Annotated in this window: 15 protein-coding genes; 10 read left to right on the plus strand and 5 right to left on the minus strand. The window is 57.6% G+C overall.

Annotated elements, in window-relative coordinates; all coding sequences use genetic code 11:
• Positions 1 to 23: 23 nt before the first annotated feature.
• Together ACR0NZ_RS00385 and ACR0NZ_RS00390 are read right to left on the minus strand one after the other, a co-directional pair.
• Entirely contained in the window at positions 24 to 713 is a 690-nt protein-coding gene (locus tag ACR0NZ_RS00385) for a nitroreductase family protein (protein ID WP_480516200.1), read from the minus strand.
• A 27-nt stretch (positions 714 to 740) separates the two neighbouring features.
• Positions 741 to 1,634, minus strand: a complete 894-nt coding sequence (locus tag ACR0NZ_RS00390) for a LysR family transcriptional regulator ArgP (protein ID WP_480516202.1) — start codon at positions 1,632 to 1,634, stop codon at positions 741 to 743.
• Between the two features lie 87 nt (positions 1,635 to 1,721).
• Between ACR0NZ_RS00390 and ACR0NZ_RS00395 the strand changes: the two genes are divergently transcribed.
• The 6 genes from ACR0NZ_RS00395 to ACR0NZ_RS00420 all read left to right on the plus strand — a co-directional run bounded on the left by ACR0NZ_RS00395 (position 1,722) and on the right by ACR0NZ_RS00420 (position 7,651).
• Positions 1,722 to 2,321, plus strand: coding sequence for a LysE/ArgO family amino acid transporter (locus ACR0NZ_RS00395; RefSeq protein ID WP_480516204.1), 600 nt, complete (start codon positions 1,722 to 1,724; stop codon positions 2,319 to 2,321).
• Positions 2,322 to 2,361: 40 nt separating this feature from the next.
• The gene (locus ACR0NZ_RS00400) at positions 2,362 to 3,270 is read left to right on the plus strand and encodes a DMT family transporter (RefSeq protein WP_480516206.1); all 909 of its coding nucleotides are present in this window, start codon (positions 2,362 to 2,364) and stop codon (positions 3,268 to 3,270) included.
• 83 nt (positions 3,271 to 3,353) lie between these two features.
• Complete coding sequence (gene betI / locus ACR0NZ_RS00405) at positions 3,354 to 3,926, plus strand: choline-binding transcriptional repressor BetI (protein ID WP_480516208.1); 573 nt, start codon at positions 3,354 to 3,356, stop codon at positions 3,924 to 3,926.
• On the plus strand, positions 3,923 to 5,431 hold the full coding sequence (gene betC / locus ACR0NZ_RS00410) for a choline-sulfatase (protein WP_480516210.1): 1,509 nt from the start codon (positions 3,923 to 3,925) through the stop codon (positions 5,429 to 5,431). Before betI ends, betC begins: the two co-directional genes overlap by 4 nt.
• Before the next feature lie 66 nt (positions 5,432 to 5,497).
• Positions 5,498 to 7,156: a choline dehydrogenase gene (betA, locus tag ACR0NZ_RS00415; RefSeq protein WP_480516212.1), complete on the plus strand. Its 1,659-nt coding sequence runs from the start codon at positions 5,498 to 5,500 to the stop codon at positions 7,154 to 7,156.
• A 255-nt stretch (positions 7,157 to 7,411) separates the two neighbouring features.
• Positions 7,412 to 7,651: an HP1242/YdcH family protein gene (locus tag ACR0NZ_RS00420; protein ID WP_480475823.1), complete on the plus strand. Its 240-nt coding sequence runs from the start codon at positions 7,412 to 7,414 to the stop codon at positions 7,649 to 7,651.
• A 73-nt stretch (positions 7,652 to 7,724) separates the two neighbouring features.
• Here ACR0NZ_RS00420 and ACR0NZ_RS00425 read toward each other — a convergent pair whose 3' ends face one another.
• Together ACR0NZ_RS00425 and ACR0NZ_RS00430 are read right to left on the minus strand one after the other, a co-directional pair.
• Positions 7,725 to 9,125, minus strand: a complete 1,401-nt coding sequence (locus ACR0NZ_RS00425; RefSeq protein WP_480493760.1) for a helix-turn-helix domain-containing protein — start codon at positions 9,123 to 9,125, stop codon at positions 7,725 to 7,727.
• A gap of 63 nt (positions 9,126 to 9,188) precedes the next feature.
• On the minus strand, positions 9,189 to 10,394 hold the full coding sequence (locus tag ACR0NZ_RS00430) for a multidrug effflux MFS transporter (protein ID WP_480516214.1): 1,206 nt from the start codon (positions 10,392 to 10,394) through the stop codon (positions 9,189 to 9,191).
• Positions 10,395 to 10,577: 183 nt separating this feature from the next.
• Between ACR0NZ_RS00430 and ACR0NZ_RS00435 the strand changes: the two genes are divergently transcribed.
• The 3 genes from ACR0NZ_RS00435 to ACR0NZ_RS00445 all read left to right on the plus strand — a co-directional run bounded on the left by ACR0NZ_RS00435 (position 10,578) and on the right by ACR0NZ_RS00445 (position 13,196).
• Positions 10,578 to 12,110, plus strand: coding sequence for an acyl-CoA carboxylase subunit beta (locus tag ACR0NZ_RS00435; protein WP_480516216.1), 1,533 nt, complete (start codon positions 10,578 to 10,580; stop codon positions 12,108 to 12,110).
• Positions 12,111 to 12,223: 113 nt separating this feature from the next.
• A complete protein-coding gene (locus ACR0NZ_RS00440; protein WP_480516218.1) occupies positions 12,224 to 12,709 on the plus strand; it encodes a DUF6497 family protein in 486 nt (161 codons plus the stop codon).
• A 133-nt stretch (positions 12,710 to 12,842) separates the two neighbouring features.
• The gene (locus tag ACR0NZ_RS00445; RefSeq protein ID WP_480475833.1) at positions 12,843 to 13,196 is read left to right on the plus strand and encodes a hypothetical protein; all 354 of its coding nucleotides are present in this window, start codon (positions 12,843 to 12,845) and stop codon (positions 13,194 to 13,196) included.
• 86 nt (positions 13,197 to 13,282) lie between these two features.
• On the opposite strand, the gene ACR0NZ_RS00450 is transcribed toward ACR0NZ_RS00445, so the two are convergent.
• Positions 13,283 to 14,434, minus strand: a complete 1,152-nt coding sequence (locus ACR0NZ_RS00450; RefSeq protein WP_480493766.1) for a DcaP family trimeric outer membrane transporter — start codon at positions 14,432 to 14,434, stop codon at positions 13,283 to 13,285.
• A gap of 650 nt (positions 14,435 to 15,084) precedes the next feature.
• On the opposite strand from ACR0NZ_RS00450, the gene ACR0NZ_RS00455 reads away from it, so the two are divergent.
• The gene (locus tag ACR0NZ_RS00455; RefSeq protein ID WP_480475837.1) at positions 15,085 to 15,288 is read left to right on the plus strand and encodes a hypothetical protein; all 204 of its coding nucleotides are present in this window, start codon (positions 15,085 to 15,087) and stop codon (positions 15,286 to 15,288) included.
• Positions 15,289 to 15,381 lie beyond the last annotated feature (93 nt).

Here is a 15,381-nt window from a genome sequence, read left to right on the forward strand (position 1 = left end):
TTTTGGCGAGCGTCGCGAAAGCCTCAGAAGAAGGATGAAATCTCTTCCAGGGGTTTCTTGAGTTTTGCCACAGCAGGCACAGTCGCTCCTTCTGACGGGTGTCCCACCGCGATAATCATGGTTGGTTTTTCCGACGCGGGCCGGTCCAGCGCGTCGTTCAGAAACCGCATCGGGTTTGGGGTGTGGGTCAGGGTGCTGAGGCCCGCGTGATGCAGCGCGGCAATCAGAAAGCCGGTGGCAATGTTCACACTTTCCGGGACGTAGTAGTTCTTGTACCGCGTTCCATCCTCGAATTGCCCCCAGCGCTGGGCAAAAACCACGATCAGCCAGGGGGCGATTGTCAGATGTTCTTTGACCGCGTTGGTGCCGATGGGCTCCAGTGCCTTGATCCATTCATCCCCGGCGCCACCTGCGTAGAATCGGCGTTCTTCTTCTTCGGCTTCTTCCCGGATGCGGCGTTTCAGGGCAGGGTCCGAGATGGCTGCAAAATGCCAGGGTTGGTGATTGGCGCCAGACGGCGCGGTACCCGCGGTGCTCAGGCTGGTTTCGATTACCTCACGGGCAACGGGGCGGGGGCTGAAATCCCGTACAGTATGACGCTGACGCATCTTTTCGTAAAATGCCTGCGCCGCGCCCAGCATGTCTGTATCGCTGATGTCGCATCGGTCCGGCAGGGGAATGGGGTCATAGCTAAGAGCGTCACGTGAGAACATCGGTTCCTCCGAAAATGTCGTGTTTGTTTAGCCGCTTTGAGGCGGAAGCAAAATCCGTTCTGAAGCTTTTTTGACAGCCTGGGTCAGTGGTTTGAGTGCGGGCGCAAGAACACGCCCAACCTGCCAGCTCAGCGCGACATCCAACGGCGCATCAGGTACGATGGGGCGCAACAGCCCTTGTTTCAAAGCCTCCTGCACCAGAGCCGCGGGGTTCATACCCCACCCAAGCCCGGCAATCGCCGCGTCCACAAATCCTTGTGAAGAAGGCAGGAAATGAGACGGGGGTGACAGACGTTTGCCAGTGTGTTGAACAATCCAGGCCCTTTGCAGCCCGTCCTTTTGGTTGAAAACCAGGCAGGGTGCCTTGCCCAGCTCTGCCTCGGTCACTTCGTCCCGAAACCAGGTGTTAATGAAATCCGGGCTGGCTGTTGGCAGATACTGCAACACGCCCAATGGGATCGCGTCGCACCCGGTCACTGTCTGACCACCAACGGTGACGGCGGCGCTCACCTCGCCCCGCCGCAGCCAGTCTGCGGAATGATCCTGATCGTCGATCACCAGATCGAAAAGCATGTCAGGCACCTGCGCCATCGCATCAACAAACCAGGTGGCCAGACTGTCTGCCGGTACGGCAATGCGGACGCGGGCGGACCTTGGTTCCTGCTCCAGCGTCAGTTCTCGAACCAGCTGTGCCTCAAGCAGTCCGACATCTTCCGCGTAACGGGCAATGCGCAGCCCGGCGGGCGTTCCTGTGCAAGGGCTGCCCCGATGTATCAGGGTGGCTCCAATCCGATCCTCAAGCGCCCTGATCCGCTGGGATATCGCCGAGGGTGTCACCGCCAGCTCTGCCGCAGCCGCATCAAAGCTGCCATGGCGCAGAATGGCAGACAAAGCGGACAGGTGAAGAGGATCAATCAGCATTAGCCAGGCTTAACTTAGGATAGCATCTTTAATTTGATAGATCGCACCGACGGCCTTAGTCAACGTCTTGCAATAGCAGGAGATCCCATGCCCACGTCCATAATCGCCGGTTTCGCTCTGGGTTTCAGTCTGATTCTCGCCATCGGGGCACAGAACGCCTTTATTCTGCGACAGGGGCTGCGGCGTGAACATGTGTTCCTTCTGTGCCTGACCTGCTCAATGTCCGACGCGGTTTTGATCGTTGCAGGTGTCACGGGGTTCGGGACCCTGACCCATTCAGCTCCCTGGTTTGAACCTGTAATGCGATATGGCGGGGCCGCTTTTCTGACGTGGTATGGGCTGCGCAGCTTCGGGTCTGCCTTGCGGGGTGGCGCGGTGATGGAAACCGGCAACGGTCCGCGAACCAGCCTCAAAACCGCGATGCTTACCGCTCTCGCCTTCACCTGGCTGAACCCGCATGTCTATCTGGACACAGTGGTTCTGATCGGCTCTATCTCGGCACAGTATGATAACCGGGTCGGATTTGCCATTGGGGCAGTCACTTCCAGCTTTGTCTTTTTCTTTTCACTTGGATACGGCGCTGGTGTTTTGTCTCCGGTGTTTGCACGCCAGCGCGCCTGGCAGGTGCTGGACGCAGTGATCGGGGTCGTAATGCTGGGTATCGCTCTGAAACTTGTTGTCATGTGAAGGGTTGTTCCCGGCAGGGTTTCGGTGTTCAACCTAAGCCATGACATCGTTAGCCGTTTCGTCGCGCCCGCTTGCCGGTATGTTCTGGATGTTTACCGCCGGGCTGTCCTTTGTTGTGATGACCGCTTTGGTCAAATCTCTGGGCACGACGATGAACCCGATCCAGGCCGCATTTCTGCGTTATGCGCTGGGATTGGTGTTTCTGTTACCGGCCTTGCGGTCGATCATGGCGACCCGGCTGACACCCCGCCTGCTGACATTGTTCGGTTTACGCGGTGTCGTACACGCGATTGCTGTCATGCTCTGGTTCTTCGCCATGACACAAATTCCCTTGGCCGAAGTCACTGCCATGAACTACATGACGCCGGTTTATGTCACCTTGGGCGCAGCCCTGTTTCTGGGCGAGAAGCTGGCTTTTCGCAGGGTCGCCGCCATTCTGGTCGCCTTGGTGGGCGTGCTGGTCATCCTGCGCCCCGGGTTTCGCGAGGTCTCACAAGGTCACCTTGCCATGCTCGGAACGGCCCTGATGCTAAGCGGGTCCTATTTACTGGCCAAGCTTCTTGTCCGCGACGTGCCGCCTTCGGTTGTCGTGGCGCACCTGTCCATCTGGGTAACCATCGCCTTGATCCCCTTTGCGGTTGCCGTCTGGACCCGGCCCAGTATGCAAGAACTCGGGGTTCTGTTTCTGGTGGCCAGCTTTGCGACCGCAGGGCATTATTTCATGACATTGGCGTTGCAGGCCGCGCCTGTGGCCGTCACACAACCCGTCACATTCCTGCAGTTGATCTGGGCCACGCTTGTGGGTGCTGCGATCTTCCACGAAAGCGTTGACCTTTGGGTTGTGGCTGGCGGAACCCTGATACTGGGCGCTGTAAGCTTCATCTCATGGCGCGAGTTCATGTTGAACCGTCGGGACTTGACGCCTCCCAGTATTGCGCCGAAGCTATGAAGTGACATCTCTGCGCTTACATTGATTGACGAGTCAATAAAAACATCCTAGCTTGGTCGCATGACACCTGTATGGGGAAAGCGATGCCAAAAGTTGGAATGGAGCCGATCCGCAAGGACGCGATTGTTCGAGCGACGATTGCTGAACTGGGTGTCAAGAAATCCCTGGATGTAACCGTCAGCCAGATTGCCAAACGCGCAGGCATGTCCAGCGCATTGGCACACCATTATTTTGGCGGAAAGGATCAGATATTTCTGGCCGCAATGCGTCAGATCCTCGCCGACTTCAGCGACGAAGCCAGGGCCCAGTTGAAAGCGGCCAAACCGGGCAACCGGGCAGAGGCGATTATCCACGCCTGTTTTGCCCCTTCGTGTTTCACACCTGACGTGACTGCCGCCTGGATGACCTTTTATGTGTTGGCGCAGACCAACAATGACGCGCTGCGTTTGTGGCAGATCTATCAGGCGCGCATCAGGTCGAATCTGATCCATGCCCTGCGCCCCAGGATGCAGGATCCGGTCGAAGCTGCTGAAAACATGATTGCTTTGATTGATGGGCTCTATATTCGCGCAGCGCTCAGCGCCCCGGGAGAACCGCAACTGGCCGTGAACCACGCAATGCGCGTGCTCGATACTCTGCTCGAGGCTGAAAAATGACAAAACCAAACATTCTGATCCTGATGGTGGATCAGCTGAACGGAACCCTCTTTCCCGACGGTCCCGCTGACTGGCTTCACGCTCCGAACCTAAAGAAACTGGCGGAACGGTCGACCCGTTTTGCCAACGCTTATACTGCGTCGCCGCTTTGTGCGCCGGGGCGGGCCAGCTTCATGTCCGGTCAATTGCCCTCACGCACCGGCGTCTACGACAACGCGGCTGAGTTCCGCAGCGATATCCCAACTTACGCACACCATTTGCGCAGGGCCGGGTATTACACCTGTCTGTCAGGCAAAATGCACTTTGTCGGCCCGGACCAGATGCACGGGTTTGAGGATCGCCTGACAACTGATATCTACCCGGCCGATTTTGGCTGGACACCGGATTACCGCAAACCGGGCGAGCGGATCGACTGGTGGTATCACAACATGGGATCGGTGACCGGCGCGGGTGTTGCCGAGATTTCCAACCAGATGGAGTATGATGACGAGGTCGCCTATAACGCAAAGGCCAAACTCTATGACCTTGCGCGCGGCAAGGATGACCGCCCATGGTGCGTGACGGTCAGCTTCACCCATCCGCATGATCCCTATGTCGCCCGTCGCAAATACTGGGACCTCTATGAAGATTGCGCGCACCTGCTGCCCGAAATCGCTGATATCGGCTATGAAAACCAGGATTCTCACGCCAAGCGGATCTTCGATGCCAATGACTGGCGCAGCTTCGACATCACCGAGGAAGACATTCGCAAGTCCCGCCGTGCCTATTTCGCCAACATCACATATCTCGATGACAAGATCGGTGAAATCCTCGAAGTGCTGGAAACGACACGGCAAGAGGCGATCATCCTGTTCGTCTCGGATCACGGTGACATGCTGGGTGAACGTGGCCTCTGGTTCAAAATGAACTTCTACGAAGGCTCGGCGCGCGTACCTTTGATGATATCGTCCCCGGATTTGCCTGCGGGGCGGATCGATACGCCGGTTTCCACCATCGACGTGACACCCACGCTCGGGGCTCTGGCAGGCGTTGACATGGACGAAATCGCACCATGGACGGACGGCGAAAACCTGGTGCCATTGGCGCAAGGTGGCACGCGAACCGCGCCTGTGGCTATGGAATACGCGGCCGAGGCATCTTACGCGCCGCTGGTGTCGCTGCGCTATGGCAAGTGGAAATACAATCGATGCGCGCTGGACCCGGATCAACTGTTTGATCTTGAGGCAGACCCGCATGAGCTGACCAATCTGGCAGACAGTCCCGAACATGCGGGCACGCTGCAAACCCTGCGGGCAAAGTCCGAGGCCCGCTGGGATTTGGAGCGCTTCGACGCGGATGTCCGCGCCAGTCAGGCGCGACGCTGGGTCGTGTACGAGGCACTGCGGCAGGGCGGATATTACCCATGGGATTATCAGCCGCTGCAAAAAGCGTCCGAACGCTACATGCGCAATCATATGGATCTGAACATCGTCGAGGAAAACGCCCGGTTCCCACGCGGCGAGTAATCTCTTCGTCTTTTTGAAAATACTCCCGCCGGAGGCGTTTTTCCCGGCGGGCGGGGAGTTGTGAATATGGAAGCAGATTTTGTCATCGTTGGCGCAGGGTCCGCAGGCTGCGCAATGGCATATCGTCTGAGCGAAGGTGGGGCCTCGGTTCTGGTGATCGAGCACGGTGGTACCGACTTGGGGCCGTTTATCCAGATGCCCGCCGCGCTCAGCTATCCGATGAACATGTCGCGCTATGACTGGGGATATCAGTCCGAGCCCGAACCGCATCTGAACAACCGCCGTCTGGCCTGCCCGCGCGGCAAGGTGATCGGCGGGTCATCGTCGATCAACGGCATGGTTTATGTGCGCGGTCACGCACGCGATTTCGACACATGGGCAGAGATGGGGGCCGACGGCTGGTCCTATGCGGATGTGCTGCCCTATTACAAACGCATGGAGACATGGCATGACGGTGGTCATGGCGGCGATCCGGCCTGGCGCGGAACCAACGGCCCGTTGCACGTATCGCGCGGCCCACGTGCGAACCCACTGTTTCAGGCCTTTGTCGATGCGGGTCAGCAGGCGGGATACGAGGTCACCGGCGACTATAACGGCGAAAAGCAGGAAGGCTTTGGCCCGATGGAGCAGACCGTCTGGAAAGGGCGGCGCTGGTCAGCGGCGAATGCATATCTGAAGCCAGCGCTAAAACGCGACAATTGCGATATCGTGCGGGGACTTGCGTCTCGGGTTGTCATGGAAAACGGTCGCGCCACTGGCGTGGAATTGATCCGTGGCGGCAAGAAAGAGATCATCAAGGCCCGGCGCGAGGTCATTCTGGCTGCGTCCTCGATCAACTCGCCCAAGCTGCTGATGCTGTCCGGTATCGGACCGGGCGCGCATCTGGCAGAACATGGGATCGACGTTGTTGCAGATCGTCCGGGGGTGGGTGCGAACCTTCAGGACCATCTAGAGCTGTATATTCAGCTGGCCTCGCTGCAACCCATTACGCTTTACAAACACTGGAACCTGTTCAGCAAGGGCCTGATCGGGGCGCAGTGGCTGTTTACAAAAAAGGGGCTGGGGGCGTCGAACCAATTCGAGAGCGCAGCCTTTATCCGGTCGAAACCGGGGGTGGAATACCCTGACATCCAGTATCACTTCCTGCCAATTGCGGTCCGCTATGATGGGCAGGCTGCGGCTGAAGGGCACGGATTCCAGGCGCATGTCGGCCCGATGCGCTCGCCCTCGCGGGGTGCAGTCACGCTGCGGTCGGACAGGGCTGAAGACGCACCGGTGATAAAGTTCAACTACATGAGCCACGAAGAGGATTGGGAGGATTTCCGCACCTGTATCCGACTGACCCGTGAAGTCTTTGGGCAGGATGCGTTCAAACCTTACGCCGGTAAGGAAATTCAACCAGGTGCCTCTGTGCAAACGGATGAAGAGCTGAACGCCTTTATCGCGGAACATGCCGAAAGCGCCTATCACCCCTGCGGCACCTGCCGGATGGGGCGTGCGGATGACAAAGGTGCGGTGGTCGATCCCGAGGGTCGCGTCATCGGTGTGGACGGGCTGCGCGTCGCGGACAGTTCGATTTTCCCGCAGATCACCAACGGCAATCTCAACGCGCCCTCGATCATGGTGGGCGAGAAAGTATCGGATTCCCTGCTGGGCAAAGACCCGTTGCCCAAGGCCAATGACCGCCCGTGGATTCACCCGGGCTGGGCAACCGCGCAGCGTTAATCCTTCTGAACTGCCCCCGGTTGAATGCGTAAATTTTCGGCGCTTGCCGGGGGTATATTAGCGAAAAGTTCAGTGTTCTTGTCCAGATAAGCCTGAGCCACGTTTCAGAACAACTTGCCCTCTGCACGGCAGGATGGCGCGTGGCGTTGTATTGAAACTCGCGGGATTATTGCGGGTAGTTGATCCCGGTCAAAGCGAAAGCCCGGTCACGCTTCTATCACTGATTTGCAACGACATATGAAGGAGCGAACAGAGATGTCTCACACCCCGCATGAACTGGCCGAAGAGTTTCCGGACAAAGTTGAACTGATGAGCCAGCTCAAGCAAACGGATGCGCATTTTGCGCGGCTGGCCGATGAATATCATGAGGTCAACCGCGAAGTTCACCGCGCCGAAACCAATGTCGAGCCCATGGAAGAACTGGCAGAGGTTGACCTGCGCAAAAAGCGCGCGGCGCTGAAGGATGAGATTTGGGCGATCCTGTCCAAGGCTTAAACATAGTGACGGGGGCTCTGCCCCCGTCGTGACCAGAGACGCTACACCGGTGGGATAATAAATCAGACTAAGATCAAGTCACTTCATAGGGCAGGGTGCCGCGAATATGGGTGTCGATGCTCAGACGGCGTTCCAGCGGCGGGACCGAACGCTGGTGGCAGGTTTGCCGCTCGCAGATGCGGCAGGAAATACCAATAGGCTCGTAGGCGCTGGCATTGTTGATGTCGAGGTTATCAGCATAAACAAGAGCCGGGGCATGACGGACCTCGCATCCCAGCGCTATGGCGTATCGTCTGACCGGAGCGCCAAACGAGCCCCCAGATTTTGAGACATCCCGCGCCAGCGAAATATAGCGAACACCATCAGGCGTTTCCGCCAGTTGCCGCAGGAAATGCCCGGGCGTTTCAAAGGCCCGATGCACGTTCCAAAGCGGGCAGGCCCCACCAAAGCGCGCAAATTGCAGGCGTGTGGCCGAGTGCCGCTTGGTGATCGTACCGGCCTGATCAACCCGGACGAAGAAGAACGGGATACCCTTGGCGCCGGGACGCTGTAGTGTCGACAGCCGATGTGCAACCTGCTCGACCGACGCCCCGAAACGGTTGCTGAGCAGCTCCAGATCGTGACGCTCTTCCTGAGCGGCGGTCAAAAACGCGGTATAAGGCATCAGAGAGGCACCAGCGAAATAGTTGGCAAGTCCGATCTTGGCGATGGCGCGGGCTTCGTCGCTTTGGAATTTGGCGAAATCCAGCGTCGCCTCCAGCAACTGGTCCTGACTGATCAGCGCAACCTGCAACAGAAGTTGGAACACTTGCGTCTGCGGCGCAGCACGGGAGGACAGGCGCAAAATTTTGCTGTCGACATCATAAGCGCGCAAGGGGCCCGTATCTGAAAAAACCACCTGAATTCCACGCTCTGAAAGGCTGCTCAGGGCGGCTTGCCGGATACCGCCGGGGCCGTCGGCGCGGTTGGCAAACAGTTCCGCAGCCCTGTCCACGGCGTCGATGTAGTTGTCGCAGTAGTGGAAGAAATCGCGCACTTCTTCCCACGGGCTGGCCTGAATGCGCGCATCTTCGCGTCCCAAAGCCTCGTCCAGCGAGGCAAGGCGTTCATGTGTCTGCCGATAGGTTTTATGCAATTCGATAAACGCCCGCGCCAGAGCCGGGGCGTTGGAAGCTGTCAGGCGCAGATCTGCCAGTGGGGGCTGAATGTCCGAAAAAACAGGATCGGCCAGCGCCTCGCGCATGTCTGAAACAAGACGTTCGCTGTCGCCGGTGCTGAGTTCGGTAACATCCATTCCGAATTCCTGCGCCAGAGCCAGCACAACCGTGGTCGAGATCGGCCGGTTGTTGTTCTCCATCTGGTTCAGGTAGGGCAGTGAAACTCCCAGTTTGGCGGCAAATTCGCGCTGCGTCAGAGTCAGGCGCGTACGCATTTCGCGCAGTTTCGCGCCCGCATAGAGCTTTTGAGTGGCCATAGGGTGCCTTTGCAAGTTTTCCAATTGCCGAGGATAACTTTGCAAAGTCATTGGGGCAAGCGGTTACAGCCCTAATTGCCGTTCTCTTCGTACGACAGTTGAAATTGCGACGATCGCCAGAACGGCTGTTGCCAGCATCAGCCAAAGCAGCGGCATCGCGCCGGTTTCACGCGTCAGCAAGGCACCTGCCAGCGCGCTCAGCCCGGCGCCGCCGCCCAACATGATGGCGCCACTCAGGCCCGAGGCGGTTGCAGCCAGGTGAGGGCGCACTGATAGCGCGCCCGAGGTTGCGTTGGGGATGACCATGCCATTGCCGACGCCCACAAATGTCATGAACCCAAAGAAACTAAGTGCGGTTCCGCGGTCCGCTAAAAACAGCAATGCCGATACAGCGACGCCAAACGCATTGAACAGGCTTCCCCACAGCACCATGCGGTTCACGCCGAACCGTACTGAAAACCGCCCACTCATAAAGTTACCTACAAAATACCCAACCGCAGGTGCGCCAAAATAAATGCCAACCTGTGCCGCGCTCAAGCCGAACAGTTCTGTGCCAATGAACGGTGCGCCGCCGAGGTAGGCGAAAAACGAACCCGAAGAGAAGGCGCAAGCCAGTGAGTACCCCCAGAACCGTGGCGAGGTTAGAAGTTCGGGGTATTCCTTGAATTGCTGGACAAGCGTTTTACCGCTTTTTGCTGATGTTTCCCCAAAGTCCGAATAGGTCAGTGCCAAAGTCAGCAGACCTACGGCAAAGGGCAGCCAGAAATTCGCTTTCCAACCAAAACTCACTTCCAGCAAGCCGCCGATGGCAGGGCCAATCATTGGAACCACGGCCATGCCCATCGTCACATAACCGATCATCGAAGCAGCTTGATCCTGATCGTACATATCCCGCACCGCAGCGCGGCTGAGAACCATACCGACGACCACAACCGCCTGACACATCCTGAACGCCAGAAAAACCGTAGCATTGGGGGCAAAGATGCATCCCAGGGTTGCCATCAGGAACAGGCCTAGGCCCCAAAGCAAAACCGGTCGTCTACCTGCCTGATCCGCTATTGGACCTATGAGAATTTGCAGAATGGCATTGATCAGCAGATAAAGCGCAATCGACAGCTGCATGACCTTGTAATCGGTTTCGAAATACTCGGCCATGTTTGGCAGGCTGGGCAGAAACAGGTTCATGCTCAGCGCGGAAAGGCCCGAGAGTAAAACAAGCGTCGCCAATGTGGGTGGTGTGCGGTGGACCGCGTCAGAGCTGAACTGCATGGTTCACATGTATAGCCGTGGATTTTCGGATTGCCAGTCATTCGCAGAATTGCTCGTGAAAATTCGCAGTTTTGCAGTTATCCAAATTACTGTTGCTGAAATTTTGCAAATTTGCCGAAAATAGCTTTGGATGAACGGCCCAAACAGGTAGGGTCCCGGCAAATTAATAAGGGGATAGTCGTCATGAAAGACATTCTTTCCGAATTGGAAGCCCGTCGTGATAACGCACGTCTGGGGGGTGGGCAGAAACGGATCGATGCCCAGCACGCGCGCGGCAAGCTGACCGCACGTGAACGGATCGAACTTCTGCTGGACGAGGGCAGCTTTGAAGAGTTTGACATGTTCGTCAGCCACCGCTGCACCGATTTTGGGATGGAAAAACAAAAGCCTGCGGGTGACGGTGTCGTCACCGGCTGGGGCACGATCAACGGGCGCATGGTTTATGTGTTCAGCCAGGATTTTACCGTCTTTGGCGGATCGCTGTCAGAAACCCATGCTCAGAAGATCTGCAAGATTATGGACATGGCGGTGCAGAACGGTGCGCCGGTGATTGGCATCAACGATTCGGGCGGCGCGCGCATTCAGGAAGGTGTGGCTTCGCTGGCGGGTTATGCCGAAGTGTTCCAGCGTAACATCATGGCTTCGGGCGTGGTGCCGCAGATCAGCGTAATCATGGGCCCCTGCGCCGGTGGCGCGGTGTACAGCCCGGCGATGACCGACTTTATCTTCATGGTCAAAGACACCTCTTACATGTTCGTGACTGGCCCGGATGTGGTGAAGACCGTAACCAACGAAGTGGTGACTGCCGAGGAACTGGGCGGGGCTTCGACCCACACCAAGAAATCCTCGGTCGCTGATGGCGCGTTCGAAAACGACGTCGAAGCTTTGGCCGAGGTGCGGCGCCTGGTGGACTTCCTGCCCCTCAACAACCGCGAAAAGCCTCCCGTGCGCCCGTTCTTTGACGAACCCGGCCGGATCGAGGCTTCGCTGGACACTCTTATCCCAGAGAATCCGAACACCCCCTACGACATGAAGGAACTCATCGCCAAAGTAGCGGATGAAGGCGATTTCTATGAAATTCAGGAAGATTTTGCCAAGAACATCATTACCGGGTTCATCCGGTTGGAAGGTCAGACCGTTGGCGTCGTCGCAAATCAGCCGATGGTGCTGGCCGGGTGTCTGGATATCGACTCGTCACGTAAGGCTGCGCGCTTTGTACGCTTCTGTGACTGTTTCGAAATCCCGATCCTGACACTGGTCGACGTTCCTGGCTTCCTTCCGGGAACAAGCCAGGAATATGGCGGCGTCATCAAGCATGGGGCCAAGTTGCTCTTTGCCTATGGTGAGGCGACCGTTCCGAAGGTTACTGTGATTACCCGAAAGGCTTATGGCGGTGCTTATGACGTTATGGCCTCGAAGCATTTGCGCGGTGATTTCAACTATGCCTGGCCCACCGCCGAAATCGCGGTCATGGGGGCCAAAGGGGCGACCGAGATCATTCATCGCGCCGATCTGGACGATGCGGACAAGATTGCGTCTCACACCAAGGATTACGAAGACCGATTTGCAAATCCCTTCGTGGCAGCCGAGCGCGGCTTCATTGATGAGGTGATCATGCCGCATTCGACCCGCCGACGTGTGTCCCGGGCATTTGCCAGCTTGCGCGGCAAGCAGCTGAAGAACCCGTGGAAAAAGCACGACAATATCCCGCTGTGATCCTTCTGGGGGCGGGGTGATCCGCCCCGCTCAATCTTTGACCCTCACAGCGGTTCCGAGGCTGAAACCCCCTCAAATTGAGGCGGAATTGACAAAAACCGGCAAATAGTTGAATGATCCGACCCGTCAGACATAGAACCGCGCAGGCCAATCGTACTGCGCGCGCGACCCCGGAAGGAGGAGCTCGCCGCTGGTGGGTCCGGGGTTGCGCCATTTGTCTGGTTGTTCTCACCTTCAATCATCCGGCTTTTGCGGACTCCGATACGTTGCTGCCGGTGCCTTCGGGCCAGCCAGTGCAACTGGGCGATGTCCTGCTGGACAACAATCCTGGCGAGCTTTGGCTGCGCTTTCGCTTCATCGCGCCCAGAATAGGCGCGTCAGTGGGGCGGATCGGGTATGATGTGGCGTCGAAGGATATGGAGCACCTGTGCCAGATCCTGGCCGTTCCATATGTCGCGCAGCATGAATTGCAGCCGGCGCGTGTCGTGATCTCTTTGTCCGATCGTCCGGTAGAGTTTGGTGATGCCGCCCCTGATGCGACCCAGTTTTTTGAGGCCTACCGGCTGGAGCAGTCCAAGTGTATCTGGGAGGGGCTTTGACCATGAACGCAGGAATCCATGAGTACAAAGCATCTCAGACCAACTGTGCGGCTTTGGAGGTGCGCATCATGACCCCATCCCTTTTCGGGCTCGAATTGCTTTTGTCTGCAAGTATGACACAAGGGGGCCTTTCATGCTGAAGCATCGTGGTTTTCCCGGTCGCCTTTCAGGCACAGACTTTCAGTTCACCATTCGTCGCGCCAACCCAAAGGGCGTTACACCGTTAACGCGGCGGGAGCGGTTTCGGGATCGTAAACCTGCGGACAAGCGCGCTGATATTGCGTTCATGGAAGCCCTTTGGACCCATTTCGGTGACCAGCCGTTCGAACGGGGCAATCTGGATGCCGGGCGTTTGAGCTGGCTGTTCGGGCGCGAAGTCATTCCGGCAGAAGACCCCTTTGATCCGGCCAGCTATGATGCCTTGCTTGTCATCGACGTAGACGCTGCGCGCGCATCCTTCCCGGACATCATCGACGGGATGGACTGATTGTGATATTCGCAGCCGTACATAAGCCAATCACTGCCGGTTTCGGGAAGATCCTGCCCGAAACCGGGCAGGATTTGTGTGTGGTCTCAGAAGTTCAACTGCGCCGCAAGCTGAACACGGCTGCCATCAAAGGTTCTGCCGGTGGGCGCGTCGTTCCGCTCGCCATAGATATACTCGGCGCTGAGCGTCAGACTGTCTGTCGCCTTGTAGAACGCGTTGACGTGGATCGTTTCCAGCTCGGTGAAGGACAGGGTGCCGGTCGAGGTCGGCAGATCATAACTCTCGCGACCATAGGAAATGCCAACGTTCAACTTCGGGCTGAGGTCCTGCCTGAATTCCACGGTATAGCCATCCACATCGTTGGCCTGTCCTCCGACAATGGCATCGCCGAGACCGATCAGGTATGGCCCAAGCGCCTCACCAGTGACGTAGTTGACCTGGAACAATCCACCTTGCCAGGGGCGAATGCCGCCCGACAACGTAAAGCCCGTCTGATCCACTTCGACATTGCCGGAATTGGCTTTGCCGTACAAAACGGCTCCACGGGCTATATATGTGCCGTCGTTATACTCCGCCGAGGCCGTCAGGACGGGATCGTCAGAATTCGACCCGCTCACGTTCTCTTCGATCGAGACCGCAAACTGTGCATTGCTGCCAAGCTGCCCAGTGTATCTCAACTGCGGGACACGGGCGAATGCGATACCCACCGGGCCGTTGAATTCGACGGTGGTCGGGTAGGTGTCCAATGGTTGGAAGTTTGTCCAATACTGACCGATCAGGAACTGGTCGCCAATGGTGATGTTGGCATGGCGTATGCGCAATTCAGCCGTGCCACCGGAACCGAACAGGTCAAGCTCAAGCTGTCCGCCAATGTCACCGATCCCGCTCGGGGTGGTGGTACGCAGTCCGATCCGAGATTGGCGAACGGTTGCCCCGAAGGTGCCGTCGGTCGCGGCCGAGGGTTCGCCAATAACATTCACGAACGCTGTATCCCCCTGATCGTAGTCGAAGTCATAAAAGAAATCGGCCTTCACGTATCCGTAAATGTCCAGAACGGTGTTGCCGATGCGGAAATCTCCGTTGGCGGGGCTGCTTTTGCCGGCTTCCAGCGCCTCGATCCGTGCGCGCAAAGCGTCGAGTTCAGCCTGGGTCTGGGCGTCCTGAGCGAAAGCAAACGTGCCAGTCACACTGAGCGCAGAGGCAGCGAGCAGGAGTGCCTTTTTTCTAGTCATAGTCATGTGGGTGTTCCTTTGAGTGCGAGTGTGCCCAAGGACCGTTTCACGCAGCAGAAATCTTTGGAAATCACGAGAAAGAGAATAGAACCGTCTGATTTCTCAAGAAAATGTGCCTTTTTCGGCTTCTTGAATCACGGCGTCTTGAACCTGTCATCTAACGCACTGCTGCGAGGGAATTCCTTCGCCTGTGCAGTAGCGGCGATTCGTGATGTTGCAGTCGCAGAAAACATCGGAAGCGGCCCCTTTCGTCACGAAACTGTGACGGTGAACGGGTCTATCGCGCTGGTAATTCCCATGAATGCTGTCGGCACGAAGTTGCGCGCCATGTTGCGGCTTGGGCAGAAACCAGCCGAGTTGCCCTTGGGAAACAATACTGTGTTTGCCCAACGGATTGTGCCGTGCAATCTGAATGGGCCGTGCGGCTCTACTTTGCCTGCGCCGCACATGCACCTACTATTCCGTACCCCTTCCTTGCGCGGGCAGGCTTGTGTTCCCCACATAGACCTGTCCGCGTTTTTCTTTGTGGGCCGCGCAGCCAAAAAGTGGCGAAATCCCGCACAAAACCTGCCTGCAACCCCATTGATATTGAATAACAAGCCGCATTTCGCGCATCTGGCCCTAAACGAACCAAGAAACCTAAAAGGGCAGACACAATGCGATTCTCGAAACTCATCCTTGTTGCGGCGACCTGTGCTGGTCTGGCCGCGTGCGGTGACACCACGGGCGAACAGGCAATCCTCGGCGGCGGTGCCGGGGCTGTGGGGGCCGCGGTCCTCAATGCCGACCCGCTGTTTGGCGCGGCTGTCGGCGCAGCGGGCAACGTGCTGTACTGCAAGACGCAGAACACCTGTAACTAACGCAAATCTTTCGGGGCGCCTGGCGCCTCAGCCATCATCGCGCATCACGCCGTCGTGGGGATCGTTCCCTGCGGCGGCGTTTTGCGTTTCCGG

The organism is Ruegeria sp. AE3, from assembly GCF_056542225.1.